This window comes from Peptostreptococcus porci (assembly GCF_009695815.1).
GTDB classification, from domain to species: Bacteria; Bacillota; Clostridia; order Peptostreptococcales; family Peptostreptococcaceae; genus Peptostreptococcus; species Peptostreptococcus porci.
Map to the genome: position 1 here is coordinate 92,831 of NZ_VUNE01000004.1, position 21,260 is coordinate 114,090.

The 21,260-nt window shown below is 34.4% G+C and carries 19 protein-coding genes and 2 other annotated features (1 of these 21 cut by a window edge); of the genes, 1 reads left to right on the forward strand and 18 read right to left on the reverse strand.

Going from position 1 to position 21,260, the window contains the following annotated elements; genetic code table 11:
• Positions 1-24: a sequence feature (ribosomal protein L10 leader region), on the reverse strand (it extends 100 nt beyond the left edge of the window).
• Positions 25-100: 76 nt separating this feature from the next.
• The 11 genes from rplA to pip all read right to left on the reverse strand — a co-directional run bounded on the left by rplA (position 101) and on the right by pip (position 10,127).
• Positions 101-799 (reverse strand): 50S ribosomal protein L1, encoded by a 699-nt coding sequence (rplA, locus tag FYJ71_RS07585; RefSeq protein ID WP_091994587.1) that lies wholly within the window; start codon positions 797-799, stop codon positions 101-103.
• Positions 800-908: 109 nt separating this feature from the next.
• Positions 909-1,334, reverse strand: coding sequence for a 50S ribosomal protein L11 (gene rplK, locus FYJ71_RS07590; protein ID WP_091994588.1), 426 nt, complete (start codon positions 1,332-1,334; stop codon positions 909-911).
• Positions 1,335-1,348: 14 nt separating this feature from the next.
• The gene (nusG, locus tag FYJ71_RS07595; protein ID WP_091994590.1) at positions 1,349-1,939 is read right to left on the reverse strand and encodes a transcription termination/antitermination protein NusG; all 591 of its coding nucleotides are present in this window, start codon (positions 1,937-1,939) and stop codon (positions 1,349-1,351) included.
• A gap of 26 nt (positions 1,940-1,965) precedes the next feature.
• Entirely contained in the window at positions 1,966-2,175 is a 210-nt protein-coding gene (gene secE, locus FYJ71_RS07600; RefSeq protein ID WP_154538253.1) for a preprotein translocase subunit SecE, read from the reverse strand.
• Positions 2,176-2,199: 24 nt separating this feature from the next.
• Positions 2,200-2,349: a 50S ribosomal protein L33 gene (rpmG, locus tag FYJ71_RS07605; RefSeq protein ID WP_091994593.1), complete on the reverse strand. Its 150-nt coding sequence runs from the start codon at positions 2,347-2,349 to the stop codon at positions 2,200-2,202.
• A 187-nt stretch (positions 2,350-2,536) separates the two neighbouring features.
• On the reverse strand, positions 2,537-2,758 hold the full coding sequence (locus FYJ71_RS07610) for a hypothetical protein (protein ID WP_091994594.1): 222 nt from the start codon (positions 2,756-2,758) through the stop codon (positions 2,537-2,539).
• Positions 2,759-2,800: 42 nt separating this feature from the next.
• Positions 2,801-3,295, reverse strand: a complete 495-nt coding sequence (locus FYJ71_RS07615) for an HD domain-containing protein (RefSeq protein ID WP_091994596.1) — start codon at positions 3,293-3,295, stop codon at positions 2,801-2,803.
• A gap of 367 nt (positions 3,296-3,662) precedes the next feature.
• Positions 3,663-6,035 (reverse strand): cell wall-binding repeat-containing protein, encoded by a 2,373-nt coding sequence (locus FYJ71_RS07620; protein WP_154538255.1) that lies wholly within the window; start codon positions 6,033-6,035, stop codon positions 3,663-3,665.
• 11 nt (positions 6,036-6,046) lie between these two features.
• Positions 6,047-6,772, reverse strand: a complete 726-nt coding sequence (locus FYJ71_RS07625) for a hypothetical protein (RefSeq protein ID WP_207707228.1) — start codon at positions 6,770-6,772, stop codon at positions 6,047-6,049.
• A 441-nt stretch (positions 6,773-7,213) separates the two neighbouring features.
• On the reverse strand, positions 7,214-9,004 hold the full coding sequence (locus FYJ71_RS07630) for an aminopeptidase P family N-terminal domain-containing protein (protein WP_154538259.1): 1,791 nt from the start codon (positions 9,002-9,004) through the stop codon (positions 7,214-7,216).
• Between the two features lie 163 nt (positions 9,005-9,167).
• A complete protein-coding gene (gene pip, locus FYJ71_RS07635) occupies positions 9,168-10,127 on the reverse strand; it encodes a prolyl aminopeptidase (RefSeq protein ID WP_154538261.1) in 960 nt (319 codons plus the stop codon).
• Positions 10,128-10,394: 267 nt separating this feature from the next.
• On the opposite strand from pip, the gene FYJ71_RS07640 reads away from it, so the two are divergent.
• On the forward strand, positions 10,395-11,477 hold the full coding sequence (locus tag FYJ71_RS07640) for a M24 family metallopeptidase (RefSeq protein ID WP_154538263.1): 1,083 nt from the start codon (positions 10,395-10,397) through the stop codon (positions 11,475-11,477).
• Positions 11,478-11,583: 106 nt separating this feature from the next.
• Here FYJ71_RS07640 and FYJ71_RS07645 read toward each other — a convergent pair whose 3' ends face one another.
• The 7 genes from FYJ71_RS07645 to FYJ71_RS07675 all read right to left on the reverse strand — a co-directional run bounded on the left by FYJ71_RS07645 (position 11,584) and on the right by FYJ71_RS07675 (position 20,743).
• The gene (locus FYJ71_RS07645; RefSeq protein ID WP_154538265.1) at positions 11,584-12,984 is read right to left on the reverse strand and encodes a peptide MFS transporter; all 1,401 of its coding nucleotides are present in this window, start codon (positions 12,982-12,984) and stop codon (positions 11,584-11,586) included.
• Positions 12,985-13,117: 133 nt separating this feature from the next.
• Positions 13,118-13,417 (reverse strand): hypothetical protein, encoded by a 300-nt coding sequence (locus FYJ71_RS07650; RefSeq protein WP_195836917.1) that lies wholly within the window; start codon positions 13,415-13,417, stop codon positions 13,118-13,120.
• Positions 13,418-13,504: 87 nt separating this feature from the next.
• The gene (locus FYJ71_RS07655) at positions 13,505-15,316 is read right to left on the reverse strand and encodes a bifunctional homocysteine S-methyltransferase/methylenetetrahydrofolate reductase (protein WP_154538269.1); all 1,812 of its coding nucleotides are present in this window, start codon (positions 15,314-15,316) and stop codon (positions 13,505-13,507) included.
• Between the two features lie 38 nt (positions 15,317-15,354).
• Positions 15,355-17,733, reverse strand: coding sequence for a homocysteine S-methyltransferase family protein (locus tag FYJ71_RS07660; protein WP_154538271.1), 2,379 nt, complete (start codon positions 17,731-17,733; stop codon positions 15,355-15,357).
• 13 nt (positions 17,734-17,746) lie between these two features.
• Positions 17,747-18,457 carry a vitamin B12 dependent-methionine synthase activation domain-containing protein gene (locus FYJ71_RS07665; RefSeq protein ID WP_154538273.1) on the reverse strand — a complete coding sequence of 237 codons (711 nt, stop codon included), beginning with the start codon at positions 18,455-18,457 and terminating at the stop codon, positions 17,747-17,749.
• Positions 18,458-18,517: 60 nt separating this feature from the next.
• Positions 18,518-19,444 (reverse strand): homoserine O-succinyltransferase, encoded by a 927-nt coding sequence (locus FYJ71_RS07670; RefSeq protein WP_154538274.1) that lies wholly within the window; start codon positions 19,442-19,444, stop codon positions 18,518-18,520.
• Between the two features lie 21 nt (positions 19,445-19,465).
• On the reverse strand, positions 19,466-20,743 hold the full coding sequence (locus tag FYJ71_RS07675; protein WP_154538276.1) for an O-acetylhomoserine aminocarboxypropyltransferase/cysteine synthase family protein: 1,278 nt from the start codon (positions 20,741-20,743) through the stop codon (positions 19,466-19,468).
• Between the two features lie 82 nt (positions 20,744-20,825).
• Positions 20,826-21,096 (reverse strand) — a binding site (T-box leader).
• Positions 21,097-21,260: the final 164 nt, after the last annotated feature.

The following is a 21,260-nucleotide window of genomic DNA, read 5'->3' on the forward strand; positions in this document are numbered from 1 at the left end:
CTACGGCAAATCTATTCTTTTTCAACATTGACAATATTATCATATTTGTCAACCTGTGTCAACAGTTAATTAATAAAAGACTTATAATATTTAATTAAAATTATTCTGATATTCTAACTGGATTAACTCTAACACCAGGTCCCATTGAAGCAGCAACTGTTACGCTCTTCAAATACTGACCCTTTGCAGCTGATGGCTTAGCCTTTACAATAGCTTCCATCAACACTTTGAAGTTATCGAATAATTTTTCTTTTCCAAATGAAGCCTTTCCAATTGGAACGTGAATAATATTAGTCTTGTCCAATCTGTATTCAACCTTACCAGCCTTGATTTCATCAATTGCCTTTGCAACGTCAAATGTTACAGTACCAGACTTAGGGTTTGGCATCAATCCCTTAGGACCCAATACTCTACCTAATCTACCAACTACACCCATCATATCTGGAGTAGCAACTACTATATCAAAATCGAACCAGTTTTCACCCTGAATCTTCTGTACTAATTCTTCAGCACCTACAAAATCTGCTCCTGCAGCTTCTGCTTCCTTAGCCTTTTCACCTTTAGCGAAAACCAAAACTCTCTTAGTTTTACCAGTACCATGTGGTAAAACAACAGCACCTCTAACCTGCTGATCAGCATGTCTTGAGTCAACACCCAACTTGATATGTGCTTCTATAGTTTCATCAAACTTTGCACTTGCAGTATCAACTGTCAATGCAAGAGCTTCTGAAGCGTCATAATATACACTTCTATCTACTTTTGCGAACGCTTCTGCGTATCTCTTACCTTTTCTTGCCATTTTAAAATCCTCCTTGTGGTAATACGGTAATAACCTCCCACTAATCAAGGCAATGCCTTGCATAGCGAATAAAACTTTTAATATTGATCTAATTGTTGTAAATCGTTAATTAGTCAATTACTTCTACACCCATACTTCTTGCAGTACCTGCGATCATTCTCATTGCAGATTCTACTGAAGCAGCATTTAAGTCATTCATCTTCAATTCAGCTATTTCTCTAACCTGTGCCTGAGTTATCTTACCAACCTTCTTCTTGTTTGGCTCTCCTGAACCTGACTGTAGGTTGATAGCCTTCTTAATAAGAACAGCAGCTGGTGGAGTCTTAGTGATAAAACTGAAAGATCTATCCTGGTAAACACTGATAACTACTGGTATCAACATACCTGCTTGATCTGCAGTCTTAGCATTGAATTCCTTTGTGAACGCCATAATATTAACACCGTGCTGACCAAGTGCTGGACCAACTGGTGGAGCTGGAGTAGCCTTTCCTGCAGGTATCTGTAATTTTATCTGTCCAATAATTTTTTTAGCCATTTTATTGCACCTCCTTATACTTTTTCTATATTTTCAAGCCCTAATGTTACAAGAGCTTTTCTACCAAATGCATTAACATAGACTTTTACTTCTTTTTTCTCGATATTTACATCTTCAACTTCGCCGATATTATCGACAAAAGCACCACTAATTACTTTTACTGTATCGCCTGGATTCAAATCTATTTCACCACTGACAATCTTTGATGTTGGCAACTCTATTCCCATCGCCTTTACTTCATCAACTGTCAATGCAACAGGCTTTGAACCTGGACCCACAAAACCAGTAACACCCTTGGTATTTCTAACAATATACCAAGATTCATCTGTCATCTCCATTTTTATGATTACATAACTAGGAAATATTTTTCTCTGACTAACTTTTTCTTTACCAGTTTTTGTAGTAGTCACAACATCTTCAGTCGGAACTATTACCTGTTCAATAATATCTTCCATACCTCTGTTTTTTACAGTATTTTCTATTGTGGTTTTCACCTTGTTTTCATGACCTGAATAAGTATGAACAACGTACCATTTAAGATCTCTGTCTTTTCTGTCGTTTAATTCAACCTCATTAGAACCATCTAGAGTTTTGTATTCTGACATTATGTATTCCTTTCAAACTGGTATAGTTACCCTTTAATCAACAACGCAAGTAGCTGTGATAATCCTGTGTCTACCAACCAAACAAAAAACGTAGCCAAAATTACTACTGCAAGTACAACTGATGTCTTCCTCGCCAACTCGCCTTTTGTAGGCCATGTAACCTGTTTAAGTTCCTTAAAGGTTCCTTTGACGAAACCTACCTTTTCTTCTGATACTTGAACATTTTCTTTAGCCAATAATCTCACATCCTTTGCGCTAAATTACTTTGTTTCCTTATGAGTAGTGTGTTTCTTACAGAACTTGCAATACTTCTGAAGTTCAATTCTGTCAGGATTGTTCTTTTTGTTCTTTGTAGTATTGTAGTTTCTTTGTTTACATTCTGTACATGCTAAAGTTACTTTTACTCTCATCATTACACCTCCAAATTAATATTTTAATATATGATGATATAGCTTCCTGAAAAAATCAAGTAACTATTACCTTCCAAAAGTATTTTAATCACTTAGCAAGTTGTATTTTTACAACTTAAAGAGACGACCTCGCATAGTCGTCCCTAATAAGTTATCATATTTTGTTAAATAAGTCAATATTTTTATATCATTTAGCGTCTACATTTCTGACATTTTTTGCCCTCTTGTTGTAATATATTGATAATCCCAAGAAAGCCAAAGAAATAATACTATAACAATAAATATAGCTCATTGGTTTCAATAGCATAAATGACACTATACTAGCCACTACAAACATAATAACACCATAAATCATTACATTTCTCTTATTGATCCAGTAAGCATAACTCCCCCTTTTAACTTTTCCCATAACGATACCTCCAAAATATATCAATACTACAATTTAATAAAACTAATATAACCCAAATATATTTTTTGCCTTTCTATAAGTATGCACTGCTTTTATCAATATTGAAGCTTCGGACAAAGCACATATTTTATCAGCAACACACACCAACCACGACTCTAAATTTTTGGGTGGTATGACTGTTAAAGGAAACATATGTCTGACAATAATATTTTCTTCAATTTCACCAATTTTGTAATCCTTTTTAGCATTGCTCAATGCTCTGTAGGGATGTGTAAATCCATGAAATTTTGCATCCTTCTCAGAGTCGTGCCAATCATACAAAAAGTAGTCATGCAATAATGCACCTCTAATCATGGCTCGATAATCTACTTCTAAGTTGAATCTCGTGGCAATTTGACAGCTGTATTTAGCCACCTGTATACAATGATCATATGTCGTTGTATCTCCATGCTGTATAAAATCATGAAGCTTTAAAAACTCACCACCAGCTTCAAATTCGTTTAATATCTCATCTATTAATATCTCATAGTTACTCATAATTTAACACCTCTAATACACTACCCCAGACAGACAACATGAATAAAAATCACAAATAGCTTGTCTATCCTTTTACAAAATCCTCACAATCATCTTTCTATCTAATATATATTATGAATACACTAAAAATCAAGTTTTTTTACAAAACTTTACGAATATACATTTTATAAAGATTTACAAGTATGCATTTTATAAAATATTACAAATATACATTTTATAAAATGTTACAAGCTTACAGAATTTAATTCTAAAAGAGATAACCCTCGGCATAAAAACCAAGGGTTATCATTTATCTATCATATTAAGTATTTTATTCATAATCAAATGCATTCGCTTTTGATTATGCGGGTATCAAACATTGCTTTTGCTATTTCTTAGCAATCAAGTCTTTAATCTGATTAAAAGTTGAGTCGTAAACTGTACTAGTTCCACCAATTACAACAGCTCTATTAATCTTTGATTCTTTAGTATATTTTGCGATGCTTGTTGGTACTCTATCCTTGTTTACCAATAATACTGGCGCTTTATTAATTCCAGCGTAAGGACCTGCAACCAATGCGTCTGCAAATACTTCACCACTTGTATAAACACCCAGTGTTGAATCTGGTACCGCTGCCTTTGCAATTATAGCAGATGTTTCATATCTATCTGCTCCACCTAATCTAGATGTCTTCTTTATAACATTTGTTACGTCTTTTTCGACCATTGCAGAAATTGTGTTAGTTTGACCAGCTATTGTTGCTTTTTCTATCTTCCAGTCAGAAATTGCTTTCTTTGTTACTGGTGTTAAGTCATTTTTCTTAGACAATAGTATAGGTGCATTTTCCTTTACTGCAAGAGAAGATATTGAAAGTGCATCTGGGAATGTTTCTCCTGAAGCAATTTCAACCACATCCTTGCTACCATTTGCCCTTACTCTTTCGCCTATTAGTTTTGCAGTGTCATACCTATCCACACCATTGAATCTAGTAACTGATTTACCTTCCTTCTTCAATGTGTCTTCAATAGACTGCGTAACAGAAGATGTTCCTCCGTTGATGTATACCTGAGTAGCTCCCAATCTCTTGATTTCATTCTTTGTTTCCACTGGAATAGAATCAGTATTTGTAAATAGTATTGGTGCTCCTATCTGCACTGAGAACGGTACAGCTGTAAGTACATCTGAGAATTTATCCTTGTTTGCCAATATAACTGCCTTTGTTCCATTTGGATATGATTTCTGGCTTACTTTTACAGCAGTTTCTATTCTGTCATTTCCATCGATTCTTTCAGGCTTATTTGGAACTATTGGATCAGTAGTAGAACCACCACCAGGGTTTACTGGTGTAGAATTCTTCTCCCAAATTGCATATACAGTTAAATCATTATTGACAACAGTTTTACCTGTGAAGTCTGGTGTTTTTGCGTCCTTCTTTGTCGCCCATCCCTTGAATGTATATCCAGACTTAGTTGGATTAGTTGGCATTGACTGGTCAGTTAATGAGTCTTCATCAATACTCTTTCCGTTTTCTACCTTTACAGATTCATATCTATCACTACCGTTTATAAATGTCACAGTACTAGTAGCAGGTTTGTTTACTTTAAAAGTATATGATATTAAGTTCGGTTTATTTGCATCTGCTGTACTATCTCTACCAGATTCACTCTGTTTAGCTGCCATCATATAATACTCTCTGTATATATAATCCCCAGCAACTTTTTTACTCATATCTCTACTCTTTATCACTGCTTCATTTGTGCCATAAGACAAATCATATGCACCATATGAATATCCTATAATTTTCAATTCTTTTTCTAACTCAACAGAATCTGTCATCTTTAAATTAGAAACATTAAGAGAAATACTATCTAAATTGTTGATTATTTCATATATTTTTTTAAGTGATTTTTCAGACTTACTACTATCCTTACGAACGCTAACTACTAAACGTTGACCTTCAACCTTAGGAGTAATATTAAAACCATTTACTCCAGAAATAGAATACTTAGTATTCGAATCGACAATAACACCGCTAGGTAAGTCTAACACAAATACAAGCTCAGTATCTGAATCAGCAAAATCTTTTTTCCAAGCCGAATTCATAGGTGTATCCCATGATTGCTGTGGTGTTCCACCATTATTTGCACTATGAGTCCAAAGCAATATAGCATTCATTGCCTTTTTCATTCTTGAAGTATCAAGACTAAATGTAAGGTTGATGGACTCTCCCTTTGATATGTCTGCAACTTTCTTATCTTGTGTGTCCCCAGATACTGATATATCTCCATAAATATATAAATCATCATCTAAAGGCATATTTTTGTTTATGTCCAATTTAAATGCTTTATATAAATCCATGTTAAACTGTTGCAAAACATCTGAAGTTTCCATTAATCCAGGGTTATCTGCCATCATTTTATATGCAGAAATCAAAGTACCAAGATAATCTCCACCACCAACATCCAATAAACCTGTACGGTCGGTTATAATACCAGTATTTCTATAAAGTGACTTATCATCATTGGTTGAAGATTTAATTCCATTAAGCGAACTTTGCTCTGGTGTCATCAAATATTTTGGAATAGGATTGCTGCTTTTATACTCCAGCTCAGCCCAATAATTATCTTTTACAAGATCTTTCATTGATTCTGGCATCCCAGTAAGATTACTTTCTGCAAATACAGTTCCTATTGAAGAAACCGTAAGCAAAAAAGCCATTAGTGCCATACTTATTCTATTTTTATTTAAAAATTTTCTCATAATCAATCACCTTAACGAATAACATCTAAGTTTAATTTAGTAGCTGTAATATCAACAATCTTTTGCTCCCAGAATAGAACCTTTTTATAAAGTTCACATTTACCATCAGAGGAAATAGTTCCTAAATTGCTGACTGATGAGTCCTTAATTTCAACTGAATATGGTATGTTGATTGTTATTGAATGTCCTGTTTCCCCTTTCTCTTTTTCATATAATTCAAAAAATCCTTTGTAATCATTCCAGTTTCCAAGATTGAAAGTGAATGTTACAGAGTTATTAGCTGGGTTATATGATTTTTCTATCTTACTAACCATAACTGTATTCTCTGAAAATGTGATTTCATCAGAATTCACTTCAAAATTATTTGGTAAATAAACTGTGAATCTTGCTGTAGGAAATTTCTGACCTTTATCAAACATAACCAAGTGATCCCACTGTTTTCCACCAGTTGATTTCCCCTTAATATCGGCGATATACTTATCATATGCACCCTCAAATAGGTCACTAGCTTCAACACTTCCAGATACTATTCCTTCATAGTAAAGTTTGCCGTCCTTAGTGACTTCACTACCTTCTGATTTAACAGACCTAGACAGGTCAATAACTCCAGTAATCAAACTACTACCCTGTTCATAAGAGCTTGGCACATTATCATTTGCAGCGAACACTTTTGTAGTCCCAGCAATTATTCCAAATACCATTAGTATAGCCACCACTACACTCATAAATTTTTTCATCATTTTACCTCCTAAAAAGTTACAATAAAAATTTTTTCAACATCGCTAAAATACTGTAAATACATACATTTCAATTAAAAACGACATCTTCCTAAGGCTATTATATTCCTCAAATAATTTTTTTGTCAAATCATTAAAACTTATCTTATTGCTGTTCTTTTTTCAATTTTCCCTTGATTTTTATCATTATTTGTCTTAAATCTTACTTTTTGTTAGTACATTGAAATTTATTTTATTAAAACTTAATATTAATAGAATTTATTTAAATATAATATTTTTTGCAACGGATAGAAAACCACTCAGAATCACTGATATCAATATTATTAAAACAAAATGAGACCAGTCTGAAAATCACCTTTCAAACTGGTCTCGAAATAAAATTATACTTTATTTATTTAGCAATATTGTTTATTATTTTTAACATTATTCATTGTAGTGAATTTATATTTCTGCTGTGTATTCTTTTAACCATTCTCTTTCTTCATCAGTTAGATGTGGTCCTATCAATTCAAACACTTTCTTGTGATATGAATTTAACTCAGCCTTATCTTCAGCAGTCAACATATCCGGATTAATAGCATCCTTATCAAATGGAACATAAGTAATAGCTTCAAATTCCATAAACTGTCCATATTCATTCGCAACAGTATTTCTGATTAGCAGCTCATTTTCAAGTCTAATTCCATGTGATCCAGCTATATATATTCCTGGTTCATTAGTTATTATCATACCAGCTTCAAATGGAACCATTTCATTTTTTCTGAATGTCCATCTAAAACCAATTGGTGGTTCGTGTATATTACCTAGATATCCAATACCATGTCCAGTTCCATGATTGTAATTTTGCGCCTTATCCCAGAACGGCTGTCTAGCAAGTATATCAAATACCATGCCTGTGCAACCATATAAGAATTTCGCCTTACCTAACCTTAGGTTAGATTGAAGAACTGTAGTGTAGTCATCTTTCATAAACTGTGGAATTTCTCCCAAAGCAGTTGTTCTAGTAATATCTGTTGAGCCCTGCATATAGTTTCCACCTGTATCTGTCAGGAATAATGTTCCTGTATGAAGATTTACATTTGTTTCCTCTGTTGAAGAGTAATGAACTATTGCTCCATGCTCACCAAATCCTGCTATAGGCTCAAAGCTTGGACAAATAAAATCTCCCTGTTCAGCTCTAAATGCCTCTAATTTATCTGATGCAGATATTTCAGTTTCATTCTGGATTTTACCTTCTTTTACAAGCTGTTTCATCCAGTAGATAAACTTAGTATGAGCCACACCATCCTTAATATGTGCTTCGTATATATTCTTTATTTCAGTTTCGTTTTTGATTGACTTCATCAAGATAGTAGGATTTTCAGCTTTTACGATATTTACTTCTGATGGAATATTCATGTACATTGCATAGTTCAATCTTCCAGCATCAACTAAAACGCTACCTTTCAATGCTTTTACATCCTCATATATATCATTGTATGCTCTCAACTCAACATTGTCTGCATTCAGCTTTGATTTAATTTCATCACTTAGTTTTCTTTCATCAATGTACAGCACTACCTTGTCATTATATACAATTGAATAGCAAAGAAGTAGTGGGAAATATTCAACATCTCTACCTCTGATATTCAATAACCAGCCTGTATCGTCGAGCGTAGTTATGATATGTGAATCTGCTCCTTGCTTTTTCATTTCTTCTCTTACTCTTTGTATCTTACTTGAAGCAGTCTCTCCACTAAACTCTACATCAAGGTAGAAAGCCGGTTCTTCTGATAGAGGTGGTCTATCTTCCCACACTGCATCAACTAAATCCAAGCTGTACTCGATTCTTCCACCCTTTTTCTTAACTATTTCTGCAAGCTCAACGCCTTCTCCAAATGAAACTGATCTACCATCAAACGCTAAAACTCCTCCTTCAGGTAGGTTTTGTTCTATAAATTTGCTAATTGTAGGCACTTCAGGTTGACCCATTTTGAATAATTCGACACCTGATCCTTTCAACTGTTCTTCAGCCTGTAGAAAATATCTACCATCAGTCCAAAGACCAGCCTGACTGTCCATCACAACGGCTGTCCCTGCAGAACCTGTAAAACCTGTGATAAATGCTCTTTCTTTAAAATGTTCTCCGACATACTCACTGTTGTGATAGTCAGCAGTAGGAATCATATAAATATCGATTCCTCTCTCTTTCATCAATTCTCTTAATTTTGAAACTCTGTCAACAACTTTCATAATTACTTGATTAGAAAACCTCCCTAAAATGAATTCTAATCCTACCTCCTTACCGAAAAATCTAAAATTCTAGAATTAATATTTCTTTCAAACCATACAGTCAATTTGTAGATGGCGAAAATTATGTATGATTAGTTGGAATATATCCAAACCAATCTTCATATTAGAATAATTCTTTAAATTCGTCTGTTGCCTTTACCAGACAATCTATCATTTCTGGTTCACCAGAAGAATGTCCACATACCAATGGATAAAGCTTACAGTTATTCAATTTTTTGCTTAGTAAATATGCACCTATATATCTACAGTCCATATCATATCTACCATGTGCAATTATAGTAGGTATATCTTTGATTATATCGGACTCATCAAGAATGTAGTTCATATTTTCTCTAAACATATTGTTCATCCAGAAATGACATTCTATTGTAGCCATTGAAATTGCATAATCCTCGTCACCAAAATCCTCCACTACTTCATCATTTGGATGAAGATTTATTATACTACCTTCCCACATACTCCATGCTCTTGCAGCTTCCACTCTCACTGCTCTATCTTCACTTGTAAGCCTTTTGTAGTAAGCAGTTACCATATCATTTCTTTCTTCTTCAGGAATTATTGAAACATATTTTTCCCACTTATCTGGAAAAATATTAGATGCTCCGCCCTCTTGGTAAATCCAATCAATATCTTCCTGTCTACCTAAGAATATCCCTCTAAGTATCAGTCCAATAACTCTTTGAGGATGCTGTAATGCATAACTCAATGCCAAAGTAGATCCCCAGCTACCACCGAATACAAGCCACTTTTCTATCCCTAACTTTTCTCTAATCATTTCTATATCACAAATTATACTATCTGTATCATTTCCCCTTAGTTCAGCATGTGGTGTACTCTTTCCACTACCTCTTTGATCAAATAATATTATTCTATAAAATTCTGGATCAAAGAACTGACGGCAAGACGGTGCTGTACCACATCCGGGACCTCCATGTAGAAAAACAACTGGTTTTCCATTTGGATTACCAGACTCTTCATAATAGATATTGTGGATATCGTCAACCTTGATAAAATCCGTAAAGTTAGCCTCTATGGCTGGATAAAGCGTTCTTAATTCACTCATAACAAATCTCCTTTTTTTATAGCTTAAAATCGATGCATACGTTTATCCGATTAATGAATAAATTGCTGTATAATCTAGAAATTTACAAATATACATCCTCAATGTGATTATAGCATATCGGCTATGATAATGCCATAAACTATAACTAAAATAATAAATAAACAATCGCAATTATTTTATAAAATCAATTGATTTTATTTAAGTGAATGCTATAATAATATTGAGGGCGAAAAGCGCTTAATTTATACTTATTTTGGAGGGCTTGTTATGAAAGACAATAGAGTGAGTCAGGTTTTAAAGAAGATGGAGGAAAACAATATTCCTCAGATGTTGGTAAGTGATCCACTTGCTATATTTTATTTGACAGGATATTTTCTAAATCCCGGAGAGAGATTATTTTCATTATATCTAAACACTAATGGAAATCACAAATTGTTTGTAAATGCATTATTCCCGATTGAAGAAGATTTGGGTGTTGAAAAGGTTATTTTTACGGATACAGACGACTCTGTGGAAGTCGTATCAAAATATGTAGATAAGTCAGCTACTATCGGTGTTGATAAGAACTGGCCTGCCAGATTTGTTCTTGCATTGATGGAACGTTGCCCAGAAAGCAAATTTGTCAATTCCTCTTTTATAGTTGATACTATGAGAATGTATAAGGATGAAGAAGAAAAAGAATTGATGAGAAAAGTTTCTCTAATGAATGACGAGGCTTGTGAGATAATAATAGGTAGAATAACTGCTGATAAAACTGAGAAGCAAATCGCCAATGAATTGATTCAATTATATGAAGAAATGGGTGCTGAAGGTCTTTCTTTCGATCCGATAATAGGAATGGCTGCAAATGGAGCAAATCCTCATGGAGAACCTGGAGATAGATTACCTAACCCTGGTGATGCCATAATAGTTGATATCGGTTGCAAAAAGAATATGTATTGCTCAGATATGACGAGAACAGTATTCTGGAAGGAAGTTAGCGATAAGGGAAGAGAAGTTTTTGAAATAGTTCTTGAAGCAAATAAGAGAGGTATTGCAGCTTCAAAGCCAGGAGCTAGATTCTGTGATATTGACGCAGCTTGTAGAGATTACATTACTGAAATGGGATACGGAGAATATTTTACTCACAGAACAGGTCATCATATAGGTCTTGAGGATCATGATTATGGCGATGTTTCTTCTGTAAATACTGCTGTTGCAGAACCTGGAATGATTTTCTCAATAGAGCCAGGTATATACCTACCAGGAGAATTCGGAGTTAGAATTGAGGATTTGGTATTGATAACTGAAGATGGATGCGAAGTGTTGAATAAATATAATAAAGAATTAGTTGTAATAGGAAACGATTAATAAATATTATACAACATTAGTGCTTAAGTATCCTTATATAACAAATGCTAACAACAAAACTTCAAAATGTTTTGTTGTTAGCATTATTTTAATTTCTATATACTAATTATTCTTCATCTTCTCCAAGTAGCTTAGTTAATTTCTTAGTCATTAAGAATATTATTGCTGCAGTGATAAATGATACAATAGCAAATGTAACGAAAATTGAGTATATACCAAGTTTTTCAACAAATATCTGTAAGTATCCATTTATTATTGAAGCCGCAAATGAAGCGAACAACCAAACTCCTAGCAACAATGAAAGATACTTCTTTGGAGCCCATTTACTTATGAATGAGTTTCCTAATGGAGAGAAGCAAATTTCACCGATAGTAAGGAATGTTCCAAACAAGAATATCCATAATACTGATGCTTTTGATGCTTCTGATGCACCGATACCTCTAGTTATTTCCATTGCCATAAGAGTTACATAAGAAACTCCCAAGAATAAGAAAGCAAGCGCAACTTTGTGGAACATTGAAAGATCGCCCTGAGGTCTTTTTGCTAATGTAGCCCATAACTTAGCTGCTGCTAAACTAAGGAAAATACATAACAAACCATTCCAAGTAGTCGTTACATGCTGTGGTGCAATTTCAATACTACCAAGATTCATATTTACAAACTTAGTCATGTATATTGTAAGTGCTATTTCTTGCTGATAATAGAATAACCAGAAAATGATAGATATAAATGACACAAATACTATAGCTACAACTCTATTTCTTTCAATCTGTGTCAAAGGCTTAACTGCCTCTTTCTTTAATTCTTCATCTGATTCATTTTCAGATTCACCTATAATGTTACCATTTACATCTGTTAGATACTTAAATGGCTTCTTTCCTTGCCCTTGCAAAGTTCCCCACATCAAAGTAAAGAAAATACCACCAATAATTACCAATGCCGCACATACCAAGAAAACAGGTCTAAAACCTAATACCTCTCCAGCTTTAAATGTATTCAAATACAAATAACCAGTTATTAGTGAACCAAAGAATGCACCAATATTTACGAATGAGTACTGAACTGAAAAGGCTGTATCAAGCAACTCTTGATCTTCAAATAATCTTCCTATAATTCCTGAAAGGTTACCCTTGAATAAACCAGACCCCATTGATACAACACCTATCATGGCATATATACCTGCAGTACTAGTTGCTTTCCAGCCAAAAAGATACCCTAATCCCATAAGTAAGCAACCTAAAGATACAGCATACCTAGCACCAAGAAAACGGTCACACACCCATCCCCCAATAACTGGTGCTATATAAGTTATAGCAGTGAAGTTCGCAGCGATCATCGCACCTTGAGCTTCAGAAATTCCCAAACCACCTTTATTAACCGCAGTGATAAGGAAAAGAACTAATAATGGCTTACTTCCATAGAAAGCAAATCTTTCAAATGAGTAAGTAAGTGAACAAATCCAAAATCCTAAAGGATATTTTGGTTTTCTTTCAACTGCCTGTTCCATAAAAAATACCTCCAAAATAAATAAAATTCACAATCTCAAAATTGTGTTGTTATAATATATTATAGAAAAACTCTATACAAATAACAGTTTATAATCTTATTAAGAAATAGTCAAGGTATTAGCTGTAAAATTGTTATTTATTTTTCTTCTTTCTTTTATTTTTTTTGTGTCTCTCTTTTTCTTCATAATAACTCACTTTACTATCATTAGTTTTCTCTGGTTGAATACTATTTTTTCTTTTTTTATATTCCAAAATAGCAATAGAAACTAAAAGCCAAAATGAAAAAGTAGCTGAAAGCGTGGCAGCTATTGTAAATCCTTCATTATCCATACTACCCCCATTCGAATAGTAGGTATATGCCATACCGATTACTGATGCGACCGTCAACAATATCATATTTTTTCTAAATTCCAATAAATGTTTCATATTCATAATAAGTCCCCACAAATTCCTTTCAACATAATTTACTAAAAAAATAAGAAGCACTTTAATAAATGCTCCTTAGATTATATCACATTATTATTTTTTATTTCTATATTTGTTGACAATATCTCTTATTATCTCCACTCTGTTGAATGGTGTGATTAAATATAGACCATCTACATATTCCTCGATTTGCTCAATAAATTCAAGACTCATACTTACTGCCAGCTCTGCAGCTTCTTCTCGAGTTAAATTTTCGTATGCAGCAATAATTTTCTCATCAACATTTATACCAGATATCTCCTCATTCATAAAAACTGCATTCCTATGACTGACTATCGGTATTATTCCACCCATTATCTTTGCCTTTAGCTCTTTTTTGGCAATTTTTATATTTTCTATGGCATTTTCTGAAAGCACTGGCTGAGTATAGAAAACCTCTACGCCATTTTCAACTTTTTTTCTAGCCTTATTCAGCTCTGCCAAAAAGTTTTTGGCGTTAATATTTAATCCGCTTGAAATCACCATTTTATTTGAAAATACATTTTCATTCAGCTCTCCAATATATTTTGCAAGTAGTCTTGAATTGAAGTTGAACACCGGTTTAATTTCATCTTTTTCTGCCGTCGGAATCGGATCGCCTGTCACAACAATCAAATTTCTGATATTTTCTATATTTAATCCAAGAAGTAATGCCTTTGTTGCATTTAAATTTCTATCTCTACACGTTAAATGAACTACAGGCTCTAGCCCTACTTCATTTTTGATCTTGTATGCCATCAGTGAGCTGTCTATTCTGGCTCGCCCAACTGGACAGTCAGCTATTGTTACAGCATCTACATCGAGTTCTTTCAGGCGCTTTAGTGAATTCATATATTTTTCTATATCGACATCAGCCGGTGGATCAAGCTCTACTGCTATCACCTTTTTCCCACCACAGAGTTTATCATAAAACACATTTGAAGACGGCTTTGTTCTCACTTTGAAAACTTGTGGTTTTTCATCTTTTAGTGACTGTATCCTATGCTTTTTTAGGTTATTTGACAGCTTTTCAATATGGCTAGGCGTAGTTCCACAGCAACCACCTATTATTTCAACGCCTCTATCCAAAAAATCCAGCATAGTATTAGCAAAATAATTTGCGTTGTCAGAATAGAAAATCCTATTATTCACAACTGTAGGATAAGATGCATTTGGCATTATTGAAATCGTCTTATTTGGTATTTTTATCTTATCTACAGTTCTAAGTATATATCCAGGACCAGAAATACAATTAAATCCGACAGAGTCAACATTTTTATCCAAAGCAAAATCTTCCAATAGCTTTTCTCCTGAATATCCCTTTCTGGTATATCCATCTGGATTTATCGCAAAAGAAACGATAATGTAGGAGTCATCACACTTATTCTTAATGTATTCGCTAACCTCATGCAGTGCTCTACCTTCGTCAAACGTCTCAAAAATAAAATTCTTCGCTCCTAGATTTAAAAATTTATCCACAATAGCCACATATTCTTCAACAAGAGTAGAAAAGCTATCATCATCTGAGCTATCATAAGGAACAGGTCCTATATCTGCGAAGATAAATTTTTCCGAGCTATCATTATTTTCTTTTTTTACATTATCGACTGCTTCCAAAGCAATTTTATAGCCTTGTTCAATTATTGTATCAAGAATCTCTCTCGTACACCTTAGAGATCTTCTATTAGCACCAAAAGTGTTTGTTTTCAATGCCGCTGCTCCAGCACGCAAATACTCTTTATGTATATCTAAAATCTTATCTCTATCGAAAATATTCGCCATCTCACACTCTGGTAGAGGTTTTTCCGACTTTTCTATATAATATGTCCCCATCGCCCCATCAAACAAAAGTGGGAAACTGGACCTTATTTTATCCACATTACTCATTTCTTTTCCTCTCTATATATTGAAAATTTCACTACCTGTTATCCCAGTACAAGCTTTGCGTATTCAACACTTTTTTTTGCGTCTTTGCAATAACAATCTGCGTCTATCTTCATTGCATATTCTTCAGTCAAAACAGCACCACCAACCATTATTTTACAGCTTGGTGCATTTTTTCTAAGGCTCTTTATTGTATCTTCCATACTCTTCAAGGTTGTAGTCATCAAGGCACTTAATCCTACAAGCTTTACATCATTTTCTATCACAGCGTCGACTACTTTTTGGATATCCACATCTCTTCCCAAATCTATAATTTGATATCCGTAGTTTTCAAGTATCACTTTAACTATATTTTTACCTATGTCGTGTATATCGCCTTTTACTGTCGCCATCACTATCTTGCCCTTAGATACACTTTCTCCACCGACACTGGCAATTCTTTTTTTGATAACTTCAAATGCCTCTTGTGATGCCGTCGCTGATTTTATCAGTTGCGGAAGAAATATCTCTCCTTTTTCATACCTCAAGCCCACCTGATCCAAAGCTGGTATTAATTTATCATTTATTATCTCTAATTCGGATTTTTTTTCCAATAATTCTATTGTTAAATTTCTTGTTTCCTCTTTTAATCCCTTTGAAATCGCCTCTTCAATAGTAATATCCTGTGTGCTTCGTGTTTCAGATGATGCTTTTTCTCTTGAATAATTTGCGTACCTTTCGACATATTCTTCTGAATCTCTATCGTTTAAATTAAGCACTCTAAATGCAGATATCACATCGCACATTGAAGATATATTTGGATTTATTATAGCCAAGTCCAAGCCCTTTTGCATTGCCATTGTCAAAAATGTAGAGTTTATTAGTTCTCGGTTTGGCAATCCAAAAGAAATATTTGACACTCCAAGTATCGTTTTTAATCCCAGTTCATTTTTTACCAGTTCTATCGCTCGCAGCGTTTCTCTGGCACCTTTCTGCTCAGCAGAAACTGTGAGAGTCAGACAGTCAATGTATATATCCTCTTTTGGTATTCCGATAGAAATAGCCTCGTCCATTATTTTTTTTGCTATTTCTAGTCTGCCTTCTGCAGTCGGTGGTATACCATTCTCATCAAGAGTAAGACCTATGACTCCAGCACCGTACTTTTTTACAAGTGGCAAAACATTCTTCAATGATTTTTCCTCACCATTAACTGAGTTTACAAGAGGCTTTCCATTATATGCTCTCAACCCATTTTCCAATGCTCTATAATCAGAGCTATCTATTTGAAGTGGAACATCAGATATCGACTGTATTGCCTTTACCACATCAGTCATCACTCTTGGTTCGTCAATCTCCGGTAGACCTACATTGACATCCAATATGTGAGCACCGGCATCCGTCTGTTCAATCACCTGTCCCAGAATGTACTCCAAATCATTTTCTATCAGGGCTTGTTTGAATCTCTTTTTACCAGTAGGATTAATTCTCTCTCCTACAATCTTTATTTCATCTATCTCCACGACATTTGTGGCTGAACAGACAACCGATCTTCTCCTATTTCTATTAATCTTCAGAGTCCTATCTCGTAATATCTCTACTATCTTGCTGATATAATCCGGAGTTGTACCACAGCAACCACCTATGTATTTTACTCCCAGTTGAGCTATTTTGTCAGCCCAAACAGCATAATCATTTTCATCAATATCATATTTTCCAGTATTTAGATTCGGAAGTCCTGCGTTCGCCTTAACTATAAGTGGTGTCGATGAAATTTCTGAAAGTACCTTTGCCATTGGAAAGATTTCATCAGGACCTAAAGAACAGTTTATACCAAAAGCATCTACACCCAAGCCTTCCACTGTAGCTGCAAAAGCCTCCAAGCTACATCCAGTGAACGTCCTTTTATTTTTCTCAAATGTCATAGTGCAAAACACTGGTAATGAAGTATTTTCCTTTGCTGCCAAAATCGCAGCTTTCACTTCATATAGATCTGTCATCGTCTCTATTACGATTAAATCTGCTCCACTCTCTTCTCCCACTACCATTTGCTGTTTAAAAATATCATATGCTTCCTCAAACGACAAGGTTCCGTTTGGCTCCAGTAATTCTCCAATTGGACCAATATCTAATGCGACATAAGATTTTTTACCAGATTTTTTTACAGCCTTTTTTGCTGCTTCTACGCCTGCCTGTACCACCTCTTCCACAGAATATCCAATGCCCTCTAACTTGTGAGCATTTGCTCCAAAGGTATTTGTATAGACAATATCTGCACCACTATTTATATACATCAAATGAATATCCGTGATAGAATCCTGATTGGTAATATTTAGGATTTCTGGTCTTTCTCCTAGCTTTAGACCAGATTTTTGGAGCATCGTCCCCATAGCCCCATCTAGTATTACGAATTTTGAATTTTTTAGTACCTCTGAAATTGACATCCCATTACCTCCATTAAAATCTACCACAGGATATACCCGATTTTCTATACTCGCAATTCATAAACATCTTGCAATTTTCGCATCCCGCAAAACGCTTGATCTGCTTTTTATTTGAAATACCAATAATAGCAGTTACAGATTTTCTCGGTATCATAATACCACTCGAACTGACATTCAGTCCTATTTTTCTCTGGGCATCCAACACTCTCAAGAAATCTGGCTGTTGGCTAATTGGCATATCACCATAACCAGGGCTAAATCTATCAGTTAGAAATAGCCCTATGGCATTATATTCTTTTTCTATTCTTTCATTTATTTCATTGCAAACAGACTCTATTGCACTGCTTGCACAGCTATCTAATATTATTGATTTTGTCAAATCTCGTATCTGTTGAACCCTGATTTTGTTGTCAACCACAACACCCAAAGTTACAGCCATTAGGACACATCTATCGCATTCTGATAGCATTTCATTAATATCATTTCCAATTAGGACAAAATCTGTATCTTTAAGAAACACTCTATCTCTGTGTTTTGATGTTTTTTCTCTGTCGATTTCAAATATTTGGTATATATATTTTGGCTTTGAAAACGACTTTATATCTTCAATACACTCATAAATTAGGGCGTCTACATCCGATGGAATCTCATGCCCTCTAAAGCCAAGATATTTTAACACTTCTTGTCTATTAACTTTTTTTACCGATATTTCAGACACCTCCATCGGAATCACCCCCTTTTATATTACTATATAATATACCACATAACATCGATATTCTGTATACTATATTGCTTTTTCTTCTATTTCGCTGATATTATAAGGAGTTCTCTGATATACACAGTAATTTAACCAGTTTGAGAACAGCAAATTGCTATGTGCTCTCCATTTCACAGAAACACCTTTATTTATATCATCGTTTTTGTAGTAATTTTTCGGCAATTCTATTGGAAGCCCCGCATTTTTATCTCTCAAATACTCATTTTCCAAGGTATCAAAATCATATTCTCCATGCCCAGCAACAAAGATAAATCTCTCATCCTTCGTAGATGCTATATTAAGACCGACATCACAGGATGATGAGATAATATCTATATCATCAACTTTTTTTATATCTTCAAGCTTGCAGTATGTGTGTCTTGAATGAGGAATAAAAAATGATTCATCAAATCCACTTGTAAGTATTGTATTCTTGTTTAGATCACACTCGTAGACACCAAATAATTTTTTATCTAACTTATGCTTTTCAATACCGTAATAATGGTATAGTGCAGCCTGAGAAGCCCAGCATATAAATAGTGTGGAAAAAACATTTTTCCTTGCAAAATCAAGAATTTCTGTCATCTCTTTCCAATAGTCTACCTCTTCATAGGATATCTCTTCTACTGGTGCTCCTGTTATAATCATCGCATCATACTTTTTGTCTCTGATATCATCTAATGAAACGTAAAATTTCTCCAGATGCTCCTTGCTTACATTTTTACTATCATGGGTTTTCGTCTGAACAAAGTCAACATTTACTTGAAGCGCCGTATTTGATATCCTTCTCAGCAGCTGTGTTTCAGTTTTTTCCTTTGTAGGCATCAAGTTTACTATCGCTAATTCCAGAGGTCTAATATCCTGAGTATTAGCCCTCTGTTCATCCATGATAAAAATATTTTCATCGGTAAGCGTCTTGTATGCTGGCAAATCTTTGGGTATAATTATCGGCATTTTTATTACCTCCTCGCAATACTAAAGCTTGCTCAATGCGTTTTCTATGTCTGCCAGCAAATCTTCAATATCTTCAATGCCGACAGAAAGTCTAACTAATGTTTCTGTGATACCACCCTTTTCAAGCTGTTCCTTTGAAAGCTGTCTATGAGTAGTGCTCGCTGGGTGAATCACACAACTCTTTGCATCTGCAACATGTGTCACAAGAGAGAAAACTTCAAGATTGTCTATAAATTTCTTTGCATCTTCGGAACTACCTTTTACTCCGAACGCAATAACGCCACTTGCTCCCTTTGGTAAATATTTTTGCTTTAATTCATAAGTTGGATTACTCTTCAATCCTGGATAACTAACCCACTCAACCTTATCATGTGATTCCAAATATTCGGCAATTTTCTGTGCATTGCTACTATGTCTTTCTATCCTAAGAGCAAGTGTCTCTAATCCTAGAGTTGTTAGAAATGCATTAAAAGGCGCTTGTACAAATCCAATATCTCTAATATATGCCACTCTCGCTTTAACTGAAAATGCTGCATTTCCAAATGCTTCAACAAAGCTTAATCCATGATAGCTTGGATCCGGCTCGACGAAATCACTGAATTTACCATTATTCCAATCGAATTTTCCACCATCAACTACGATTCCTCCCAATGCTCTTGCATGTCCATCTATATACTTTGTTGTAGAGTGAAGTACGATGTCTGCACCAAATTCAAATGGTCTACACAGAATCGGCGTTGCAAAAGTATTATCTATTACTAGAGGCACTCCATTTTTGTGAGCCACATTCGCAATTCTTTCTATATCCAACACTTCCACTCTTGGATTTCCGATAGTTTCACCATATACAACTTTTGTATTTTTCTGTATTGCCTCTTGAATCACTTCATCAGGTGCGTTTACTGGTACAAATGTTACATCTATTCCATATCTCTTTACTGTATTTGTAAAGAAACTTACTGTTCCACCATAAAGATTTGATAACGCTACGATATGATCACCTGATTTACAAAGTGTAAAAATTGCCAATGCTATTGCTGACATACCTGATGAAGTTGCCACTGCACCGACACCCCCCTCAAGATCTGCAATTTTCGCTTCCAAATCTGCAACAGTTGGATTTGCAACTCTTGAATAAAAGAATCCTGCCTCTTTTAAGTCAAACAAATCTCCTAAAAAGTCTGCTGAATCATATTTGAATGTCGTTGACTGCACCAATGGAAAAACTCTTGGATCTCCATTTTCTGGTAAATTTCCTGAATGAATACATCTTGTTCCTACACTTAGCTTCTTTGTCATAATATTTTCCTCCTAAATTTCAATAAATCTTTATATTTAATATTTATTGATAAATAAAAAAGCCCCTTTCAACTATATAGTTGAAAAGGACGAAATGTTCGCGTTACCACCTTTTATTTATGGTATTTTCACAAATACCACCTCATCAAGTACACCAAGTACCCTAGATATAAAAAGTTATCTTCAAGTACCATCATACTCTAGCGCTATAACAGGCGCACCCGTCTGAATCTAAAATATTCGATTCAACATCTCCAAGACCATATTCACTAAATTCATAGATGCCCACTCTCACCAAATGTGGGTTCTCTGTAAAATAATCCAATAGCTACTCTTCTCTTCACTGAATTTTATTTATCGTATTAATATTATGAATACTATTATATTAACCTAAATGCTAATTGTCAATAGTTTTTTTATTTATTACTAATTTTTTATTATTATTTATGAGATATTGTTGATTCTGTTTATCTTGTAAGGCACTTTTCTAATTAATACAATCACTATTTCAATTGCA

Bases quoted from the DNA above. Each gene is read 5' to 3' on its own strand.
- rplA (WP_091994587.1), bottom strand. From the start codon at position 799: ATGGCAAGAAAAGGTAAGAGATACGCAGAAGCGTTCGCAAAAGTAGAT.
- rplK (WP_091994588.1), bottom strand. From the start codon at position 1,334: ATGGCTAAAAAAATTATTGGACAGATAAAATTACAGATACCTGCAGGA.
- nusG (WP_091994590.1), bottom strand. From the start codon at position 1,939: ATGTCAGAATACAAAACTCTAGATGGTTCTAATGAGGTTGAATTAAAC.
- rpmG (WP_091994593.1), bottom strand. From the start codon at position 2,349: ATGAGAGTAAAAGTAACTTTAGCATGTACAGAATGTAAACAAAGAAAC.
- FYJ71_RS07610 (WP_091994594.1), bottom strand. From the start codon at position 2,758: ATGGGAAAAGTTAAAAGGGGGAGTTATGCTTACTGGATCAATAAGAGA.
- FYJ71_RS07615 (WP_091994596.1), bottom strand. From the start codon at position 3,295: ATGAGTAACTATGAGATATTAATAGATGAGATATTAAACGAATTTGAA.
- FYJ71_RS07620 (WP_154538255.1), bottom strand. From the start codon at position 6,035: ATGAGAAAATTTTTAAATAAAAATAGAATAAGTATGGCACTAATGGCT.
- FYJ71_RS07625 (WP_207707228.1), bottom strand. From the start codon at position 6,772: ATGAAAAAATTTATGAGTGTAGTGGTGGCTATACTAATGGTATTTGGA.
- FYJ71_RS07630 (WP_154538259.1), bottom strand. From the start codon at position 9,004: ATGAAAGTTGTTGACAGAGTTTCAAAATTAAGAGAATTGATGAAAGAG.
- pip (WP_154538261.1), bottom strand. From the start codon at position 10,127: ATGAGTGAATTAAGAACGCTTTATCCAGCCATAGAGGCTAACTTTACG.
- FYJ71_RS07640 (WP_154538263.1), top strand. From the start codon at position 10,395: ATGAAAGACAATAGAGTGAGTCAGGTTTTAAAGAAGATGGAGGAAAAC.
- FYJ71_RS07645 (WP_154538265.1), bottom strand. From the start codon at position 12,984: ATGGAACAGGCAGTTGAAAGAAAACCAAAATATCCTTTAGGATTTTGG.
- FYJ71_RS07650 (WP_195836917.1), bottom strand. From the start codon at position 13,417: ATGAATATGAAACATTTATTGGAATTTAGAAAAAATATGATATTGTTG.
- FYJ71_RS07655 (WP_154538269.1), bottom strand. From the start codon at position 15,316: ATGAGTAATGTGGATAAAATAAGGTCCAGTTTCCCACTTTTGTTTGAT.
- FYJ71_RS07660 (WP_154538271.1), bottom strand. From the start codon at position 17,733: ATGTCAATTTCAGAGGTACTAAAAAATTCAAAATTCGTAATACTAGAT.
- FYJ71_RS07665 (WP_154538273.1), bottom strand. From the start codon at position 18,457: ATGGAGGTGTCTGAAATATCGGTAAAAAAAGTTAATAGACAAGAAGTG.
- FYJ71_RS07670 (WP_154538274.1), bottom strand. From the start codon at position 19,444: ATGCCGATAATTATACCCAAAGATTTGCCAGCATACAAGACGCTTACC.
- FYJ71_RS07675 (WP_154538276.1), bottom strand. From the start codon at position 20,743: ATGACAAAGAAGCTAAGTGTAGGAACAAGATGTATTCATTCAGGAAAT.